This window comes from Methylobacillus sp. MM3 (genome assembly GCF_001645185.1).
In the GTDB taxonomy this organism is placed as follows: Bacteria; Pseudomonadota; Gammaproteobacteria; order Burkholderiales; family Methylophilaceae; genus MM2.
The window spans coordinates 36,303-53,840 of the sequence record NZ_LXTQ01000020.1 but is presented as its reverse complement, the minus strand read 5'-3'; the positions used below and the strand labels follow the sequence as shown (position 1 = coordinate 53,840).

At 59.7% G+C, this 17,538-nt stretch carries 16 protein-coding genes; all 16 read right to left on the bottom strand.

The window, feature by feature from the left end; translation table 11 throughout:
* Positions 1–17: 17 nt before the first annotated feature.
* Complete coding sequence (gene fae / locus A7976_RS07075; protein ID WP_067106180.1) at positions 18–557, bottom strand: formaldehyde-activating enzyme; 540 nt, start codon at positions 555–557, stop codon at positions 18–20.
* Positions 558–819: 262 nt separating this feature from the next.
* Positions 820–1,128: a nitrite reductase small subunit NirD gene (nirD, locus tag A7976_RS07070; RefSeq protein ID WP_067109352.1), complete on the bottom strand. Its 309-nt coding sequence runs from the start codon at positions 1,126–1,128 to the stop codon at positions 820–822.
* Between the two features lie 10 nt (positions 1,129–1,138).
* Positions 1,139–3,580 carry a nitrite reductase large subunit NirB gene (gene nirB, locus A7976_RS07065; RefSeq protein ID WP_067109350.1) on the bottom strand — a complete coding sequence of 814 codons (2,442 nt, stop codon included), beginning with the start codon at positions 3,578–3,580 and terminating at the stop codon, positions 1,139–1,141.
* Positions 3,581–3,619: 39 nt separating this feature from the next.
* Positions 3,620–4,372 carry a uroporphyrinogen-III C-methyltransferase gene (gene cobA, locus A7976_RS07060; protein WP_067109347.1) on the bottom strand — a complete coding sequence of 251 codons (753 nt, stop codon included), beginning with the start codon at positions 4,370–4,372 and terminating at the stop codon, positions 3,620–3,622.
* A 225-nt stretch (positions 4,373–4,597) separates the two neighbouring features.
* Positions 4,598–6,292 carry a bifunctional protein-serine/threonine kinase/phosphatase gene (locus tag A7976_RS07055; protein ID WP_067109345.1) on the bottom strand — a complete coding sequence of 565 codons (1,695 nt, stop codon included), beginning with the start codon at positions 6,290–6,292 and terminating at the stop codon, positions 4,598–4,600.
* A 90-nt stretch (positions 6,293–6,382) separates the two neighbouring features.
* Positions 6,383–7,594 (bottom strand): NarK/NasA family nitrate transporter, encoded by a 1,212-nt coding sequence (locus A7976_RS07050; RefSeq protein WP_067109342.1) that lies wholly within the window; start codon positions 7,592–7,594, stop codon positions 6,383–6,385.
* A gap of 199 nt (positions 7,595–7,793) precedes the next feature.
* On the bottom strand, positions 7,794–8,126 hold the full coding sequence (locus A7976_RS07045) for a DUF3135 domain-containing protein (protein WP_067109338.1): 333 nt from the start codon (positions 8,124–8,126) through the stop codon (positions 7,794–7,796).
* Between the two features lie 201 nt (positions 8,127–8,327).
* Positions 8,328–9,629 carry an alginate export family protein gene (locus A7976_RS07040; RefSeq protein ID WP_088178400.1) on the bottom strand — a complete coding sequence of 434 codons (1,302 nt, stop codon included), beginning with the start codon at positions 9,627–9,629 and terminating at the stop codon, positions 8,328–8,330.
* Positions 9,630–9,678: 49 nt separating this feature from the next.
* Positions 9,679–10,467 carry an ABC transporter ATP-binding protein gene (locus A7976_RS07035; protein WP_067109331.1) on the bottom strand — a complete coding sequence of 263 codons (789 nt, stop codon included), beginning with the start codon at positions 10,465–10,467 and terminating at the stop codon, positions 9,679–9,681.
* Positions 10,468–10,478: 11 nt separating this feature from the next.
* The gene (ntrB, locus tag A7976_RS07030; protein WP_240483841.1) at positions 10,479–11,249 is read right to left on the bottom strand and encodes a nitrate ABC transporter permease; all 771 of its coding nucleotides are present in this window, start codon (positions 11,247–11,249) and stop codon (positions 10,479–10,481) included.
* Positions 11,250–11,407: 158 nt separating this feature from the next.
* Positions 11,408–12,685 (bottom strand): CmpA/NrtA family ABC transporter substrate-binding protein, encoded by a 1,278-nt coding sequence (locus A7976_RS07025; RefSeq protein WP_067109325.1) that lies wholly within the window; start codon positions 12,683–12,685, stop codon positions 11,408–11,410.
* Between the two features lie 194 nt (positions 12,686–12,879).
* Positions 12,880–13,455, bottom strand: coding sequence for an ANTAR domain-containing response regulator (locus A7976_RS07020; protein WP_067109322.1), 576 nt, complete (start codon positions 13,453–13,455; stop codon positions 12,880–12,882).
* Positions 13,456–13,634: 179 nt separating this feature from the next.
* Entirely contained in the window at positions 13,635–14,243 is a 609-nt protein-coding gene (locus A7976_RS07015) for a protein phosphatase CheZ (protein WP_067109319.1), read from the bottom strand.
* Positions 14,244–14,309: 66 nt separating this feature from the next.
* The gene (locus A7976_RS07010; protein WP_067109317.1) at positions 14,310–15,278 is read right to left on the bottom strand and encodes a DUF3426 domain-containing protein; all 969 of its coding nucleotides are present in this window, start codon (positions 15,276–15,278) and stop codon (positions 14,310–14,312) included.
* Positions 15,275–16,162 carry a 50S ribosomal protein L11 methyltransferase gene (gene prmA / locus A7976_RS07005; protein WP_067109314.1) on the bottom strand — a complete coding sequence of 296 codons (888 nt, stop codon included), beginning with the start codon at positions 16,160–16,162 and terminating at the stop codon, positions 15,275–15,277. Before prmA ends, A7976_RS07010 begins: the two co-directional genes overlap by 4 nt.
* A 24-nt stretch (positions 16,163–16,186) precedes the next feature.
* Positions 16,187–17,536 carry an acetyl-CoA carboxylase biotin carboxylase subunit gene (accC, locus tag A7976_RS07000; protein WP_067109311.1) on the bottom strand — a complete coding sequence of 450 codons (1,350 nt, stop codon included), beginning with the start codon at positions 17,534–17,536 and terminating at the stop codon, positions 16,187–16,189.
* Positions 17,537–17,538: the final 2 nt, after the last annotated feature.

Here is a 17,538-nt window from a genome sequence, read left to right as displayed (position 1 = left end):
TCTCCATGATATGCCGTTTAGTTCTTTGCTGCGAACGGGTGAGCGGATTGCTTGTACTGCGCGACTACGTCCTTGGCCTTGGGCTCGCGAGCGACAGCGCTCTTGATCGCCTGCTTGGTCGCCTGGTAGTTCCATTCCTGGATGCGCTCGTCGATGTCCGCCTTGTGGTCGATGAACACGCCCACGCAGATGAACACATCGTCCGCTTCTTCCAGCGGGATCGTGCCATCGGCGACGCAATCCATCACCGCCATCGATACGCCGCGCTGTGCCGGGCCGAACATCTGCACCGCCTGCTTGCCGTTCTTGATGGTGACCTTGTTGAACATCACGGTCGCCGGCTTCGCCATCAGGTTGGGAGCCACCACGGCCAACAGGCCGTTGACGCCTTGCTTCTGGTCGGTCAGGGTGCGGCAGAAAGCTTCTTCCGCCGCGGAACCACGCGGACCCATGATGAGGTCGATGTGGGCGACGTTCAGCAGATCCAGCCCGCTGCCGTCAGGACGGTTGTCAATGACGAGGGCTTCGCCTACCAGAACGCGATCGATTACTGCCATTTGAATCTCCTATACAGGGTTACGTACATATAATTAAAAAGCGGCCGGCTGCAAAAATGCGAGCCGGTTATTCGGAAATTCCGGAGCGGCGGCCAAGGCGACAAGGTATCTCCATGGCTTGCTATTCCGGCTTTCCAGCGTTGCCCCGCTGCAACGAATTGAAGTTTCTTCGACAGACCGCAGCGATTAACGCTGCGGTATCCGGAACCGCGGCGTAAGCTTTGCGCGTCGTTGCGCCGCCCCTCGCCGCGGGATGTATTTCTTATACCTTGAGGAAAACCAGCCCGTTTTCCAGCTTCACTTCGATACAAGCCGTGTTGCCAACGTCCGGCGCCATGGCCTGGCCGTCGCACAGGCCGATGTTCCAGCCATGCAGCGGGCAGGTGACTTTGTCGCCGTGGACGATGCCTTGCGATAAGGGGCCGCCCTTGTGCGGGCAGTGGTCGTGCAACGCAAACACCTTGTCTTCCGCGGTGCGGAACACGGCGATGTCCTGTGTCGTGGTCTTGACGACACGGCTGCCCAGGCGAGGGATTTCCTCGAGGGCGGCCACTTGTTTCCATTCACTCATCTTCTAAACCTTAAATGCTGATCAATTCGAATTGGCGACGCTTCGGGGTTTCTGCCACACGATCCGCCCACGGGTCCTGGTAGCCTTGCAGCGCATACTGCAGACGTTCATAGAGCGCCTTGCGGTTGGCTGCGTCCTCGACCACCTTGGACTTCACGTAGTCCAGGCCGACTCGTTCCACGTAATGTACCGTGCGTTCCAGGTAGTAACCTTCTTCGCGGTAGAGCTGCAGGAAAGCGGCGGAGTATTCCATCACTTCCTCGTCGGTCTGCACCTTGCAGAAGAACTGCGCGACGTCGGTCTTGATGCCGCCGTTACCGGCAACATACAACTCGTAGCCCGATTCCAGGCCGATCACGCCGACGTCCTTGATACCGGCTTCCGCGCAGTTGCGCGGACAACCGGATACCGCCAGCTTGACCTTGTGCGGCGCCCACATGCCGAACAGCATCTTCTCCAATTTGACGCCCATGGCCATGGAGAGTTGCGTGCCGAAACGGCAGTGCTCGGCGCCGACGCAGGTCTTCACGGTGCGGATGGACTTGCCGTAGGCGTGGCCGGAAACCATGCCGGCCTGGCTCAGGTCGTTCCAGATCTTGGGCAGGTCGTCCTTCTTGACGCCCAGGAGGTCGATACGCTGACCGCCGGTGACCTTGACGGTCGGCACCTTGTACTTGTCGGCCGCATCGGCGATGGCGCGCAGTTCGTCCGGGGTGGTGATGCCGCCCAGCATCCGCGGCACGACGGAATAGGTGCCGTCCTTCTGGATGTTGGCGTGTGCGCGCTCATTGATGAAACGGCTTTGCGGATCGTCCTGCGCTTCGTGCGGCCAGGTGGAGATCAGGTAATAGTTCAGCGCCGGGCGGCAGGAGGCGCAACCGTTGGGCGTGCGCCACTTGAGCTCGCGCTGCACGGTGGGGATATCCAGGAACTTGCGCTCGCGGATCGCCGCGCGCACTTCGCCGTGATTGAGATCGGTACAACCGCACATCGGCTTGTTCTTGGTGTCGGCCGGCTGATAGGCGCCGCCAATGCAGGAAGCCAGGATCTGTTCGACCAGCCCGGTGCAGGAGCCGCAGGAGGCGGAAGCCTTGGTGTGCTTGCGCACGTCATCCAGGCTGAACAGGCCTTTTTCCTTGATCGCCTTGACGATGGTGCCCTTGCAAACGCCGTTGCAGCCGCAGACTTCGGCATTGTCCGGCATCGCGGCAGCCTGGGTCTGGCCCTTGTGGCCGGCGTCGCCCAGATGGTTCTGGCCGAACATCAGGTGGTCGCGGATTTCGTGGACTTCCTTGCTGTCCTTCAGCATCTGGAAATACCAGGAGCCATCGGCGGTATCGCCATACAGGCAGGCGCCGACCAGGCGGTCGCCTTCCAGCACCAGTTTCTTGTACACACCGCCGACCGCATCGTGCAGCACGATTTCATCGGTCTTGTCGTTGCCCATGAAGTCGCCGGCGGAAAACAGGTCGATGCCGGTGACCTTGAGCTTGGTCGAAGTCACGGAGCCGGTATAACGGCCGATGCCGAAGTTGGCGAGGTGCGTTGCGCACACCTTGGCCATTTCGAACAGCGGAGCGACCAGCCCGTAGGACGTGCCGCGGTGCGACACGCATTCGCCGACGGAGTAAATGCGCGGATCGAAGGTCTGCATGGTGTCGTTGACGACAATGCCGCGGTTGCAGTGGATACCGGCGGATTCGGCCAGCGCGAAATTGGGGCGGATGCCGACGGCCATCACGACCAGATCGGCCGGGACTTCCTGACCGTCCTTGAAGCGCACGGCCTTCACACGGCCATTGTCGCCGATGAGCTGTTCGGTCTGCTTGCCCAACAGGAACTTGAGGCCCTTGTCTTCCAGCGACTTCTGCAGCATCTTGCCGGCGACGCTGTCGAGCTGGCGTTCCAGCAGCCAGTCGTGCAGGTGCACCACGGTGACATCCATGCCGCGAATCGCCAGGCCGTTGGCGGCTTCCAGCCCGAGCAGGCCGCCGCCGATCACGACAGCGTGCTTGTGCGTGTTGGAAGCCTCGATCATGGCGTCGACGTCGCTGATATCGCGGAAGCCGATCACGCCTTCGAGTTCCTTGCCTGGCACCGGCAGGATGAAAGGTTTGGAGCCGGTGGCCAGCAGCAGGCGGTCGTATTCGGCGAAGGTGGCGCCGTCTTCGGCATAAACGATACGCTTCACGCGATCGATCTTGTTGACGCGCTTGCCGGCGTGCAGCGTGATGTTGTTCTCTGCATACCAATCACGGCTGTTCAGCACGATGTCGTCCACGGTCTGCTCGCCGGCCAGCACCGGGGACAGCAGGATACGGTTGTAATTGGGGTGCGGTTCGTCACCGAAAACGGTGATGTCGTACAAGTCGGGAGCGATCTTGAGCAGCTCCTCGACGGTACGCATGCCCGCCATCCCGTTGCCGATCACCACCAGTTTCATCTTTTCCATGCTGCTTCTCCTAAATATCCAGTTCCTGCGCGCCCATGGTCAGGCGGCATACTTCAGCGCATCCGTTAATGCTTCGCTTCGCGCCAGGCTGACGACATCGCCGACCACGATCAGCGCCGGGCTTGCCATCTTTTCCTGCTGTGCCGCCATCGGCAGCGATGCCAGCGTAGTGATTACTTGCTTCTGCTCCGGTAGGGTTCCCTGCTGGATGATTGCGGCCGGCATTTCATTTGCCATGCCGGCATCCAGCAACCCGGTCACGATTTCCGGCAGGTTTTTCATGCCCATGTAAATCACCAGCGTGGTGCCGCCTTCAACCAGCGCGCGCCAATTGACCGGGGTACCGTCCTGCGTATGTCCGGTGACGAAAGTGACGCCGTGGGTGTATTCGCGATGCGTGACCGGAATACCCAGCGTGGCGGGAACCGCCGTGCCGCTGGTGATGCCGGGCACAAACTCCATTTCGATACCGGCCGCGCGCAGCGCCAGCATTTCTTCGCCGCCGCGACCGAACAGAAATGCATCGCCGCCCTTGAGCCGAGCGACTTTCTGGCCTTGTTGCGCCAGTGCGATCATCATGCGGTTGATGAAATGCTGCGGCGTGGATTTGCAGCCGCCGCGTTTGCCCACTTCGACTATGCGTGCACCAGCGGCATGCCGCAGCACTTCGCGATTGACCAGGTCGTCCACCAGAACGACATCTGCTTCACCCAGTGCGCGTACCGCCTTGAGCGTCATCAATTCCGGGTCGCCCGGGCCGGCGCCTATCAGAGTGACCTTGCCTGTATTCATATCCACATCACCTCTTGAAAATTGGCGCCCCAAAATGAATAGTCCACAGCTCAAAAATGGTTAGTAAACAGCGCCTTACTCTCGTTAAAGCAAATTTAATGCCATAATCATGTTTTGCTTTTGGATCAATCGGTTAATGCGGGAAACGGGTTTGTATATGGCGCTTACGCCCCGAATGAATGCATGCTCAAAAAACGCATGCACCAGCAGAGTGCATTTATCGCATCATGAAACGGCGATCAGGAAAATCAGCAACAGATTCGTGATCAGGGACAAGGCCGCAATCGCTTGCCACAGCAGGAGCGGGTTGCGTTGCGCCAGCGGCATGCGCGGCGGAGGCAATACCGGCTGGTGTTCGCCACGTTCCAGTGCGAGCAGGAATTCCTCGGCTGTTTCGAAGCGCGATTCCGGATCGCGTGCACAGGCTTTGAGCAGGATATTTTCCAGCCAGCCGGGCAAGTCCGGGCGATAGCGCGTCGGCGGTATCGGCGCGCCGAAACGGGGGTGCTGGAAAGGCTCGATTTCGCCGTACGGGTAATGCCGCGTCAGCAAGTGGTACAGCGTGACGCCGGCCGAGTAGAGGTCGCTTGACACCGAAGGCGTTCCATTGGAAAACAATTCCGGTGCCAGATAACTGGGCGTGCCGGCATTGCTGGCGAGCGGCTCCTGTCCCAGGCCAACGGTGACGGCGACCCCCATGTCGAGAATGCGCAGGCGGTCGTCGTCGCCGAGATGGAGATTGTTCGGCTTGATGTCGCGATGCAGGATATTGAGTCTATGCAGAGCACCCAGCCCCTTGAGAAGGCGAATGCCGATGCCGGCCGCCTCGACGGCGGTGAAATAATGGCCGCGCGTGAGCTTCTGCTCCAGTGTTTCGCCCTTGTGCCAGCTCATCGCGTAGTACAGCAGGTTGCGACCGGGGCAGGGCAGCACTTGCGGGAAATAGTGCGCGACGATGCGCTTGGCGAGCCATTCTTCCTGCAGCAACCCATTGCATGAAAAGGGGTCGTCGGCCAGGATGGGTTGCAAGGTCTTGATGACCGCCTGTTGTCCGGTAGTCAGATGGCGCGCCAGATATACCAGCGTTGCGCGCGAATCGTGCAGGACTTCGGTGATCTCGAAGTCGTCCAGTATCATGCCGGGCGCCAGCTTCCGGGAGGGTGGCCTGAGCTGCCGGCCTTCCGCCAGCAGGTCGCCGAGATCCTCGCTCGGCAACTCTTCAACCCTTACCGCCATGGCGGTGGCATTGTCTTGCCCGCCCGCAGCCAGCGCCTTGCGTACCAACTCTTCCGCAATACGCTGCGGGAATTCGCGGTGCAGCAGCAGCGTCTGGTGGATGCCCAGATCGCCGAGCGGCTCCCACACGCCGTCGCTCGCCAGGACGAAAACGTCGCCGGCCTGGGTGGCGCCCTCGCTGTAATCCATTGCCACGTGGGCATCGAGCCCGATGGCGCGTTTCAATACGTGGCGCATGTCCGGACGATCCCAGACGTGATCAACGGTGAGCAGCGTCATGTCGTTGCCGCGTAGACGGTAAATCCGCGTATCGCCGACATGTCCCAGAATATAGCGCGTGCCGCGCAATACCAGCACGGAAAGGGTGGACGCCATGCCTGCCAGGTCGCGGTTGGCCGACCCTTGTGCGACGACCCAGCGATTGAGCGGCTCGATCACCTTGTCCAGCGCAGCCGTGACTTCCCAGGTATCGGGTGTCGCGTAGTAATCCGAGAGCAACCCGCGTACCGTCAGTTCTGCAGCCTCGCGCCCACCGGCGCCGCCGGAAACCCCATCAGCCACGGCAAACAGCGCACCTTTGGCTGCGAGGGTTTCCGCAACAGGCGTGACTGCCCCGCAGAAGTCTTCATTCCGTGAACGCGGGCCGGTTTCGGTGGCCTGGCCGAGGGTGAATTTGAGAGGCATGGGTAAAACCTATTTAACCGCCAAGGCGCCGAGGCCGCAAGAAAACCAAGTGTTTTTCTGCGTGCCAAGACGTCATGGCGGTTCAAGCAGTTAAATTTTCGCGCTGGTGACCGCGGACGAACCCCAGGTGGTGCGCCAGCGGGTCTTGACGCCTTGCAGGCCGAGCAGGGCCAGAATAGCCAGCCCGGCAAATACCATGAAGCCGATCTGGTAGCTGCCGGTCAGCTGCTTGGCATAACCCAGGCTGGAAGCCAGGTAGAAGCCGCCGATGCCGCCCGCCATGCCGACCATGCCGGTCATCACGCCGATTTCCTTGCGGAAGCGTTGCGGCACCAGCTGGAATACCGCGCCATTGCCGGCGCCCAGGGACAGCATTGCCGCCATGAATATGCCCAGCGCGATCCAGCGGCTTTCCGGAGCGAAGCTCACGCCAAAAATGAACAGCGCTGCCAGCGTGTACATGATCAGCAAGGTGCGAATGCCGCCGATGCGATCGGCAATGAATCCGCCTATGGGGCGCACGACGGAGCCGGCAAACACGCAAGCGGCGGTGAAGTAGCCGGCAACCACGGCAGACAGACCATATTGGTCGTTGAAATAGATGGTGAGCGATTGCGCCAGGCCGACGAAACCGCCGAAGGTTACGCTGTAGAAGAACATGAACCACCAGGCGTCCTTGTCCTTGAGTACGGCAGCATATTGATGCAACGTCTTGGGCGGCGGGCTGTCCGGCGCGTCCTTGGCCAGAAATGCATAGACGACGAAAGCGACCGCCAGCGGAATCAGCGCGAGGCCGAACACCGAGTTCCAGCCGTACCAGACGGCCAGCGTCGGGGCGAACAGCGCGGCGAATACCGTGCCCGAATTGCCCGCGCCGGCAATGCCCATTGCGGCACCTTGATGCTGCGGCGGATACCAGCGCGAAGCCAGTGGCAACGCCACGGCAAATGCGGCGCCGGCGAAGCCCAAGCCCACGCCCAGCAGCAACGCTTGCTGGTAGCTGGAAATGCCTAATAACCAGGCAGCGGTAAGCGCTGCCATCACGATGACTTGCCCAACCAGGCCGGCCTTTTTGGGTTGCAGGTGATCCACCAGCACGCCCATCACCACACGCAGCAGCGCGCCGGCCAGCACAGGGGTGGCGACCATCAAGCCCTTTTGAGCGGGCGTCAATTGCAGGTCGGCGGCAATTTGAACAGCCAATGGCCCCAGAATCACCCAGACCATGAATGACAGGTCGAAATAAAGAAATGCGGAAAAAAGTGTCGGTGTATGGCCGGCTTTCCAGAAGCTGCGATCCATGATGATGCTCCATCAATTTAAAGAATGAAAACAGATGGGCTTAAAGCAAGCGGTATGCCATTATTTCTAAGTAATTGATGATTAATAATTAGTGATGCAGGAGATTGTTAATCTGCGCACAAAAGGTGCATGGCTATGGTGCGGGCGCATGGCAATCGCACTGATTAAGGGCAGGCGTTTTTCTGGCTGCCAAAAACGATTACTTGCGCGGCTGAAAAGGCAGGATTTTGGCTTCCGGGGCCGGTTCTTTTTTTGCGGAAAAATGTTGAGGAAGACCGTAGGCCAGCACCTTCAACTGGGTCTGGCATTCATAAAAGGAATCCCACATCAGCGCCGATAAACGCACGCAGGATTTCATGGGTGTACGCGCACGTGCTCTTTCAAGATCGATACGGCACTGGAGGCCGCGCAGCCTGCGGGTATTGGTGCAATTGGAAATGATGCGTTCGATGGCGTCATGCCGACGGGATTCGAATTCCTCGGGCGCGGCCTTTGCCAGGGCGGACCATTCATCGAAATCGAAATTTTCCATCGCCGACCACCTTTTGAAATGAGGCAGATGCTTGATCGTCTCCCAGTGCGCACTTGGAAGTCAAGCGCGGCCAGGTAGTACAGCGAATGCCTCAATAAACAATAGACAGGTATTCGGGGAGATTAATTCTGGAATATGCGGCAAAAAATCCGGAACCGGTTTGCGGCCGGTTCCGGTTGCTTGTTGCTTTCCAAAGTCAGTTTAGAAAGTGTACATCACCGTCAGCCACAGCTTTTCGGTATCGCGCTTGCGAGTGGCTGCTGTGAGGGTAGCGCCCAGCTCGTCGTCTTCGCGGAAGCGGCCATACTCAACCTTGCCCATCCATTTCTGGTAAGTGTAAGCCGCGGCCACATCAAGCTCGGTACCGTACTTGTCGCCAGTACCGACGCCGCTGGGGGTGGTGAAATCCTCATCCGACTTGAAGACGTGGTATTCGCCGCTTAGAGCCACACCAAAGACCTTGCCGCCGAAGGAAGCGAAGGTATCCTTGATACCTTGATTCGGCGTTACCAGGAACTGGTCGACCCAGCCTTGGAACAGGTGATTGGTGCCGAGCGGGGTCTGGAACGCGGAAAGGCCGTCGTTGCTGGACAGGATTTCATGGTCGAGACGGGCATACCAGCTGCCGAACATCGCACCGCCGCCCAGTTTCAAATAGTGCGAATCGATGTTGTCGTTGCCGTCCTTGTAGTCGTCCTGCTTGGCGTACTCGGCGGTGTACAGTACCTTCCAGTCCGGGTTCAGCACGTGCGCGCCGTCGGCGCGCACGCCGAAGGTCTTGGAGGAGTTGCTGCCCCGGAATGCCGCGGTACCGTCCTGCATGTCGAGCAGGTAAGCGTAGCCGACCAGGTTCTCGCTGGGGGAGATGCCGTAGCGCAGGTTGGCGATCTCGACATTGGCTTGCCGGTACTGGGTGTTGATCTGCTTCAGGCCCTCGAAGTGAGCGAGATAGGTGGTCGTATTGGGCAGCAGGCCCTTGTTTTCCAGCGCGACGCCGTCGAACACCTGCATCACCTGACGGAACTCGATGTTGCCGATGAAGCGCACGTTGTCCAGCTTGACCGACTGGCGGCCCAGGCGCAGCTTGGTGTTGCGGATGCCGGTCCATTCCACGAACAGCTGGTTAATGTCGGTGTCATCCGGGTCGACCACGACCGGGTAGTTGCCCTTGCCGGGTTCGTTCACCCCTTTGTCGAGGTTGTTGTAGTCGTCGTTGAACACGCCGACATTGATCAATTGCGCGGCAAAGCTGAAGTTGTGCCAGGGTGCAGTCTGCCAGCCCACCAGGCTGCGCAGGGTAAAGGCATCGGCATCTTCGGCTTTTCCGTCCTGATCGACGTTTTCATAACGCAGGCGGAAGTTGGTCAGCGGCTTGCCAGCCTTGACGGAGTCCAGGAAAGTGTACTCGGCTGGTGCCGCCGGAGCCTCTTCCGCATAGGCCGGGACGGCTGTGATAGCAGCGGCCATAAGGCTTGCCAGAGTAGTGTTGCGAAGCTTGGTCATGTTTTCCTCTTTAATTTGAAAGTAAGTGATTTCTATATTGTTGTAATGCTCAGGCGGCCTTGGCCTCGCGTTGATACAGGAAGCGCAATACCTCGCCGCGCAGGTGGTGGTATTGCGGGTTTTCGGCCAATTCCAGGCGGCTGCGTGGACGTGGCAGGTCGACGGCTAGTATCTCTCCCACTGTCGCCGCCGGGCCGTTGGTCATCATCACGATACGGTCGGACAGCAATACCGCCTCGTCCACATCGTGCGTGACCATCACCACAGTGCTGCCGGTACGCTGCACAATGCCCAGCAGCTCATCCTGCAGATGGGCGCGAGTCAGCGCATCCAGCGCGCCGAACGGCTCGTCCATCAGCAGCACCTTGGGTTCCATCGCCAGCGCACGGGCGATGCCCACACGCTGCTTCATGCCGCCAGAGATTTCGTTGGGGTATTTCATCTCCGAATGCGTCAGGCCGACCAATGCCAGCGCTTCGTGCGTGCGCTTCTTGAGAGAGGGCTTGTCTTCCGTGCTGCCGAACACGCGCTCGACCGCCAGGTAGATGTTGTCGAAGCAGGTCAGCCAGGGTAGCAGCGAATGATTCTGGAACACCACCGCACGCTCCGGACCGGGACCGGCAATCTCGCGGCCGGCGCACAGCATCACGCCATCGGTAGGCATCAGCAGGCCGGCGATCAGGTTGAGCACGGTGGATTTGCCGCAACCCGAGTGGCCGATCACCGAGACAAATTCGCCTTGGTTGATGGACAGGTTCACATCGCGCAGCGCGCAGAATTTGCCCTGACGGCCGCTGAAGACCATGTCCACATACTCGAGGGACACATATTTTTCCATGATGCGACTCCTTAGTAGTTAAAGCGCTTGGCGAGCAGCAGCAGCGCCTGTTCGAGCAAGAGACCGACGATACCGACCACGAAAATCGCGATCAGGATGTGCTCGACGTTGAGATTGTTCCATTCATCCCATACCCAGAAGCCCAGGCCCACGCCGCCGGTCAGCATTTCCGCAGCCACGATCACCAGCCAGGCCACGCCGATGGAGAGGCGGATACCGGTCAGTATGTAAGGCATTGCGGATGGCAGCATGATCTTGGTGGCGATCTTCCACTCGGACAGGTTCAGCACGCGGGCCACGTTGAGGTAATCCTGCGGCACCTTGGAAACGCCCATCGCGGTGTTGATCACCAGCGGCCAGATGCTGGAGATGAAAATCACCCAGATCGCGGCCGGGTCGGCTGCCTTGAACACCAAGAGGCCGATCGGCAGCCAGGCGAGCGGGGACACCGGGCGCAGCAGGCTGATGATGGGCGACGCCATGTCGTTCACAAACTTGAAGCGTCCCAGAACGAAGCCCAGCGGAATACCGATGAGAGCGGCCATACCGAAGCCGGTGCCCACGCGTTGCAGCGAGTTGAGAATATTCCAGCCGATGCCCTGGTCGTTCGGCCCATTCTGGTAGAACGGATCGCTGAACAGTTCGACGGCAGAAACCCAGGTTTTCGCCGGCCCCGGCAAGGCCGGGGCCACCATGGAAATCCCGACCCAGATCAGGATGAAAAACGCCAGACCCACAATAGGCGGTAGTACGGCAAGAGTGATGGATCGCAATACATTCATGATGCGTTGAAGCGTTTTTCCGGCAACTGGGGCCGCCTCCGCCTTCGACGAAGGCAGAGCTGCGGTTTTGCTTTCGGCGGCCACTACTGGTTCGGCTGCTTCGGGCTTGAGTGCTACGACAGTTGCGCTCATATTCGTCTCCTGATTTCCGTTGATTCCTAGACCTTGACCTTGAACGAAGCAGCGTAAGCCTTGGGATCCTTGCCGTCCCACACCACGCCGTCGACCAGCTTGGAAGAACGCATGTCATCCTTGGGTACGCTGATGCCCATGGCGCCGGCCGCTTCCTTGTACAGGTCGATGCGATTGACCTTCTTCGCCACGGCGAGGTAGTCCGGATCGGTCTTGAGCAGGCCCCAGCGCTTGTGCTGCGTCATGAACCACATACCGTCGGAGAGGTACGGGAACGGCGTTTTTCCGTCATTGAAGAACTTCATGTAGTTCGGGTCTTCCCACTTCTTGCCGATGCCGTTGTCATAGTGGCCGAGGAAGCGGCCGAGGATCACGTCTTCCGGCGCATTCACGTACGACTTGCTGGAGATCAGCTTGGCAACGGCCGCACGGTTGGCGGTGGCGTCGATGTAGCGGCTGGCTTCCAGCACGGCCATCATCATGGCGCGGGTGGTGTTGGGATATTTCGCCGTGAAGGCGGCGGTGGTGCCCAGTACCTTTTCCGGGTGGTCGGTCCAGATGTCCTGGGTGGTCGTGACCGTAAAGCCGATCTTGTCGGAAATGGCGCGTGCATTCCACGGTTCGCCGACGCAGAAGCCATCCATATTGCCGACGCGCATGTTGGCCACCATTTGCGGCGGCGGCACGACGATGGTCTTCACGTCCTTCATCGGGTTGATGCCGTGTGCGCCCAGCCAATAATAGAGCCACATCGCATGAGTGCCGGTAGGGAAGGTCTGCGCGAAGGTGTAATCGCGGTTTTCGTTGTCCAGCATGCGCTTCAGCGTCGGGCCGTCCTTGACGCCCTTTTCGCTCAACTGGTTGGCCAGCGTGATGGCCTGGCCGTTGTGGTTCAGCGTCATCAGCACGTTCATATCCTTCTGCGGACCGCCGATGCCCAGCTGTGCACCGTACATCATGCCGTACAGCACATGGGCGGCGTGCAATTCGCCATTGATCAGCTTGTCGCGCACGCCAGCCCAGGAGGCTTCCTTGGAAGGCGTGATCTTGATGCCGTATTTCTTGTCGAAACCCATGGCGGAGGCGACGGCAATCGGTGCGCAATCGGTGAGCGGAATGAAACCGATCTTCACTTCGGTCAATTCGGGTGCATCGGAACCGGCGGCCCACGCTGCTTGCTGAATACCCAGCGAACCCATGCCCACAACTGCGGCGGCTCCGGCTGCGGCCGCCGCGCCTTGCAGGAACTGGCGACGCTCCGGGTTGGTCGGCAGGGCCTCCGGTTTTTCATCGATGAACTTCATGTAGTGCTCCTTTCTAGTGCATCTTGTCATGTCAAATTAAAAGCGTTCAGGAAACAAAAAAGGCGTCTTTCCACGACCCGAAATTTCCGGATCGACAGAAAGACGCCTTTGTCCATGGCGCATGCCTGCATCGGCACACTTAAAAACCCCCGGTTTCGCCCATCCTTGGGCGGCCCCGTCAATTCACTTCTTTATCAGGCCAGCAGTTCAGCGGCCTGAATGACCTGTTTTGCGATTTCCCCCATGCGCAAGCCGCGTTGCATCGCCAGTTTGCGCAGTGACTGATAAGCGGTATCCTCATCCAGCCCGCGCTGTTTCATCAGAATCCCTTTGGCGCGATCTATCGTCTTGCGTTCCGCGAGCTTGGTCGCGGTCATTTCCAATTCGTTCTTCAGCGCCTGGTACTCTTCGAAACGTACCATCGCGGCATCCATGATCGGCTTCAGCCGGGCGCTTTCGAGAGCGCCCACCACATAGGCCGAAACGCCGGCGCGCGTCGCAGCACGTATCATTTCCGTTTCGCCGTCGTGCGCAAACATCACGATGGCCCGTGGGTCGTCGCGGCTTACTACGCAGATGTGTTCCAGCGTGTCGCGACTGGGCGATTCGGTATCGATGATGATCACGTCCGGTTGCATCTGTACCACAGCCTTGTTCAAGTCGGCAGTATCGGAAAGATGACCGACAACGTTGTACCCGGCCTCGACAAGGTATTGCTGCAACGGAGCGGAGCGCTCCTGATTCTCGTCGACAAGCATCACACGGAGCATGGCGCACCCATAAAAATTAATCCTTGATCCAACGATAGCAACAGCTGTGCCAACTGCTGTTTATCTATAATAATCAAGGATATTGTGCTGCAGAGAAAGTGTTATGGCTGTGTTGAGGCGGGGGCGTATGCACCAGTAAATCAGGCCGGCGCACACTAGTAGTGCGGGTATTGAGAAAATCAGAAGCCCATGGAGGCCAGCAGGTCGTCAACCTCATCCTGGCCGTTCAGGCCATCGGATTGCGACTTCATGGCAGGGCCGGCGGTGAGCCCGTCGGTACGGATCAGGGAGCCGGTCTGGCTATCGGGCGCATGCTCGCGCAGGATGTCGAGCAGGATTCTTTCGATTTCCACGGCGGCATCGAGAATCTTGTTGACCATCTGCCCCGCAACGTCACGGAATTCCTGCGCTTCCATGATTTGCAGCAGGTTATGGCGCAGCGCTTCTTCCGCAGAAGCGATCTCACCCAGACGCGATACGGTTTCCTGCATCACGGTGTGGTGCGCGAGATCGGGCGCAGCGGAAAGACGTTCGACCAGGTCGGCGCAGGTGGTGCGCGTTCTCTCGGTCAGCGGCAAGGAATTCTCGACGGCGCTGATGGTTTTTTCCGAGGCCTCATGCATGGTCTGATCGATGAAACTGAGGCGGTCGCGCGCGTCCGGCATGGTCGCCGCCGACTGCTGCAACCCCTCGGCATGCCCAAGCTCTTTCAGTAAACGATGCAGCCGGGCTGCGGCGTGGCCAATATTGTCGACTTTTGCTTGGGAAAGGGTTTTACGGGCAGTCATCGCGGTTGTCCTGTTATTTCGAATCATGCTATCACGTTTGGTCGGGATGCTGCGCCGGCGGGCGGGTCAGTTCCTGGGATAAGTCACGTAAACGCGATAGCCGGTGGCCGCGATGCCGATGGCGGTAAATGCAATCTTTACCTGCACGTCACCGCCCGGCGGCAAGCCGGATTTCAGGTTGGTGCCTGCCGGCAAATACTCATGCGGATGCAGCGTGCGGCGCAGAATGGGCTTGTCATGGATGTCGGTCAGGGTCAGTTCCAGCAGTGGATAAGCCTGCGGGTAGCGCGCTCGATTCACGATCGTCGATGACAGCACAAAAACGTCCTTGTGCTCCGCATGTTCCTGCAAATCGGAATCGTCGATGCTCAATAATTGTGCATTGCGCGGAAGCTCGACGGCGCACCCTGTCAGCATGCAGGCTTGTTCCAGCACGGGTTTGGTTTGCGGCAGCCAGACCGCAATTTCCGAACGCAGGAAATAAACCGTCTGCCCGATGGCAAGCAGTGCCAACAGCAGGCAAAGAGGAATCCATGCCCATAAGGGGATGCGTTTCCGTTTTTTCTCCTTATCCTTTTCCTTCTTGCGCGCGCGGGCCGGGGTAGGCTGGAAAGCAGGCGGAGGCGCGACCATCCTGCGCTCCGGCTCCGGCTCCGGCTCCGGCTCCGGCTCCGATGCAGGTGCAGGTGCAGGTGCAGGTGCAGGTTCGGGTTCGGGTTCGGGTTCGGGTTCGGGTTCGGGTTCGGGTTCGGGTTCGGGTTCGGGTTCGGGTGGCGTCGGCACCAGTGCGATGTCGATGCCGGCCGCATCGGTCTCGCCAAGGGTGATTTCAGGCTCGCCAGCCGATTCGTTTTCGGGAAGTTGCTCCTCGGCTTCTACTGATTCCTGCGAGGCTTGGGTGACGCTCAGCGATTGCAGAGCGTTGAATATCTGCCCGCACTTCCCGCAGCGCACATCGCCGCGGGTGGGGGCCAGCTGCTCGGGTTTGACTTTGAACACCGTGCCGCAGGCGGGGCAGGATGTGAGCAAGCTCATTTTTTGCGGCCTGTCAGCAGTACCCAGTTATCGAGTGGAAGCGGCGGGTTCATGTCGAACCATTCGCTATAGATGGCGGAGACCTCTTCGGCCTGCTCGCGCAGTATGCCCGAGAGCGCGATGCGCCCGCCACTGCGGCAATGCGACGCCAGGGCGGGTGCCAGCACCTTGAGCGGGCTGGCGAGAATATTGGCCACGACTACGTCGGCGACGAAGGCTGGCATTTCGTCCGGCAGTACAAAACGCACGTCCGCTTCATTATTTTCGGCGTTATAGCGGCTCGCCACCATCGCTTGCGGATCGATATCCACGCCCAGCGTTTCACCTGCGCCACGCCGTTTGGCGGCAATGGCGAGTATGCCGGAACCGCAGCCGTAGTCGAGCACGGTTTCACCGGCTTGCAGGTTATCCGCCAGCCAGGCGAGGCACAGATGCGTAGTCGGATGGCTGCCGGTGCCGAAGGCGAGCCCGGGGTCGAGCACGATGTTAAGCGCTTCCGGATTGGGTGCGACGTGCCAGGAAGGCACGATCCACAGGTCGTCACGGATGCGGATGGGGTCGAACTGCGACTGGGTGGCGCGCACCCAGTCCTGTTCTTCTACCGCCTGTACCGTGTAGCCGAGATTGCGCAGGCCGGTGGCTTCGGACAATTGCTGCATGACCTCCGCGATATCGGCGTCGGCATCGAACAGTGCGCTGACCACGTTGTGCCGCCAGACGCCGGGCGGTGCTTCCCCCGGCTCGCCGAAAATTGGTTTTTCGTCGTCGGTTTGCGCGTCGGCGTCCTCGATACTGACCGACAGTGCGCCCAGTTCCATCAGCGCATCGCTGACATTTTCGGCGACTTCTTCGCCCGCCGTGATTTCAAGCGATTGCCAGGTCATGTTTATCCTGCTGGTTGGTGCCGGTTACTTGCTGGCGATGCCGAGCTTGTTTTCCAGGTAATGAATGCTGGTGCCGCCCTGGTGAAAGGCTGCATCGTTCATCAGTTCGCTGTGCAACGGAATGTTGGTCTTGATGCCTTCGACCACCATTTCCGACAGCGCGATGCGCATGCGGGCAATGGCCTGCTCGCGCGTGTCGCCGTAGGTGATCAGCTTGCCGATCATGGAGTCGTAATGCGACGGCACCATGTAGTTGTGGTACGCATGCGTATCGACGCGCACGCCAGGTCCGCCCGGCATGTGGAAGCCGGTGATGCGGCCGGGGGAAGGCACAAACGTATGCGAATCCTCGGCGTTGATACGGCATTCGATGGAGTGGCCGCGCAGCTGGATGTCCTTCTGCTTGAACGGCAGCTTTTGTCCGGCGGCGACGAGCAATTGCGTCTGCACGATGTCGATGCCGGTAACCTGTTCGGTGACCGGATGCTCAACCTGCACGCGCGTGTTCATCTCGATGAAATAGAACTCATTGTTTTCGTACAGGAATTCGAAGGTCCCCGCGCCACGATACCCGAGGGTACGGCAGGCTTCCGCGCAGCGCTCGCCGATGGTGGCGATCAGTTTACGGTCTATGCCTGGTGCAGGCGCTTCTTCCAGCACTTTCTGGTGGCGGCGCTGCATGGAGCAGTCGCGCTCGCCCAGGTACACGGCGTTGCCGTGCTCGTCGGCCAGTACCTGAATTTCGATATGGCGCGGCTGTTCCAGAAATTTTTCCATGTAGACCATGGGATTGCCGAAAGCGGCCTGGGCTTCGGCCTTGGTCATGTTGACCGATGCCAGCAGGGCCGCTTCGGTATGCACTACACGCATGCCGCGCCCGCCGCCGCCGCCCGCGGCCTTGATGATGACCGGGTAGCCGATCTGCTTCGCGGTCTTCATGATTTCGTCCGGATCGTCCGGCAGGGCGCCCTCGGATCCCGGCACGCATGGCACGCCGGCCTTCCGCATCGCGTCTTTGGCGCTCACCTTGTCGCCCATCAGGCGGATGGTATCGGGGCGGGGGCCGATGAAAATGAAGCCGCTTTGCTCGACACGCTCGGCGAAGTCTGCGTTTTCAGACAAAAAACCGTAGCCGGGATGGATCGCTTCGGCGTCGGTGACTTCGGCGGCGCTGATCACGGCCGGGATGTGCAGATAGCTCTGGCTGGAAGGTGCCGGGCCAATGCAGACGGATTCATCCGCCAGCTTGACGTACTTGGCTTCGCGGTCGGCTTCGGAGTGTACCGCAACCGTCTTGATGCCTAGTTCGCGGCACGCTCGCTGGATGCGGAGGGCAATCTCCCCCCGGTTGGCAATAAGGACTTTCTCGAACATGG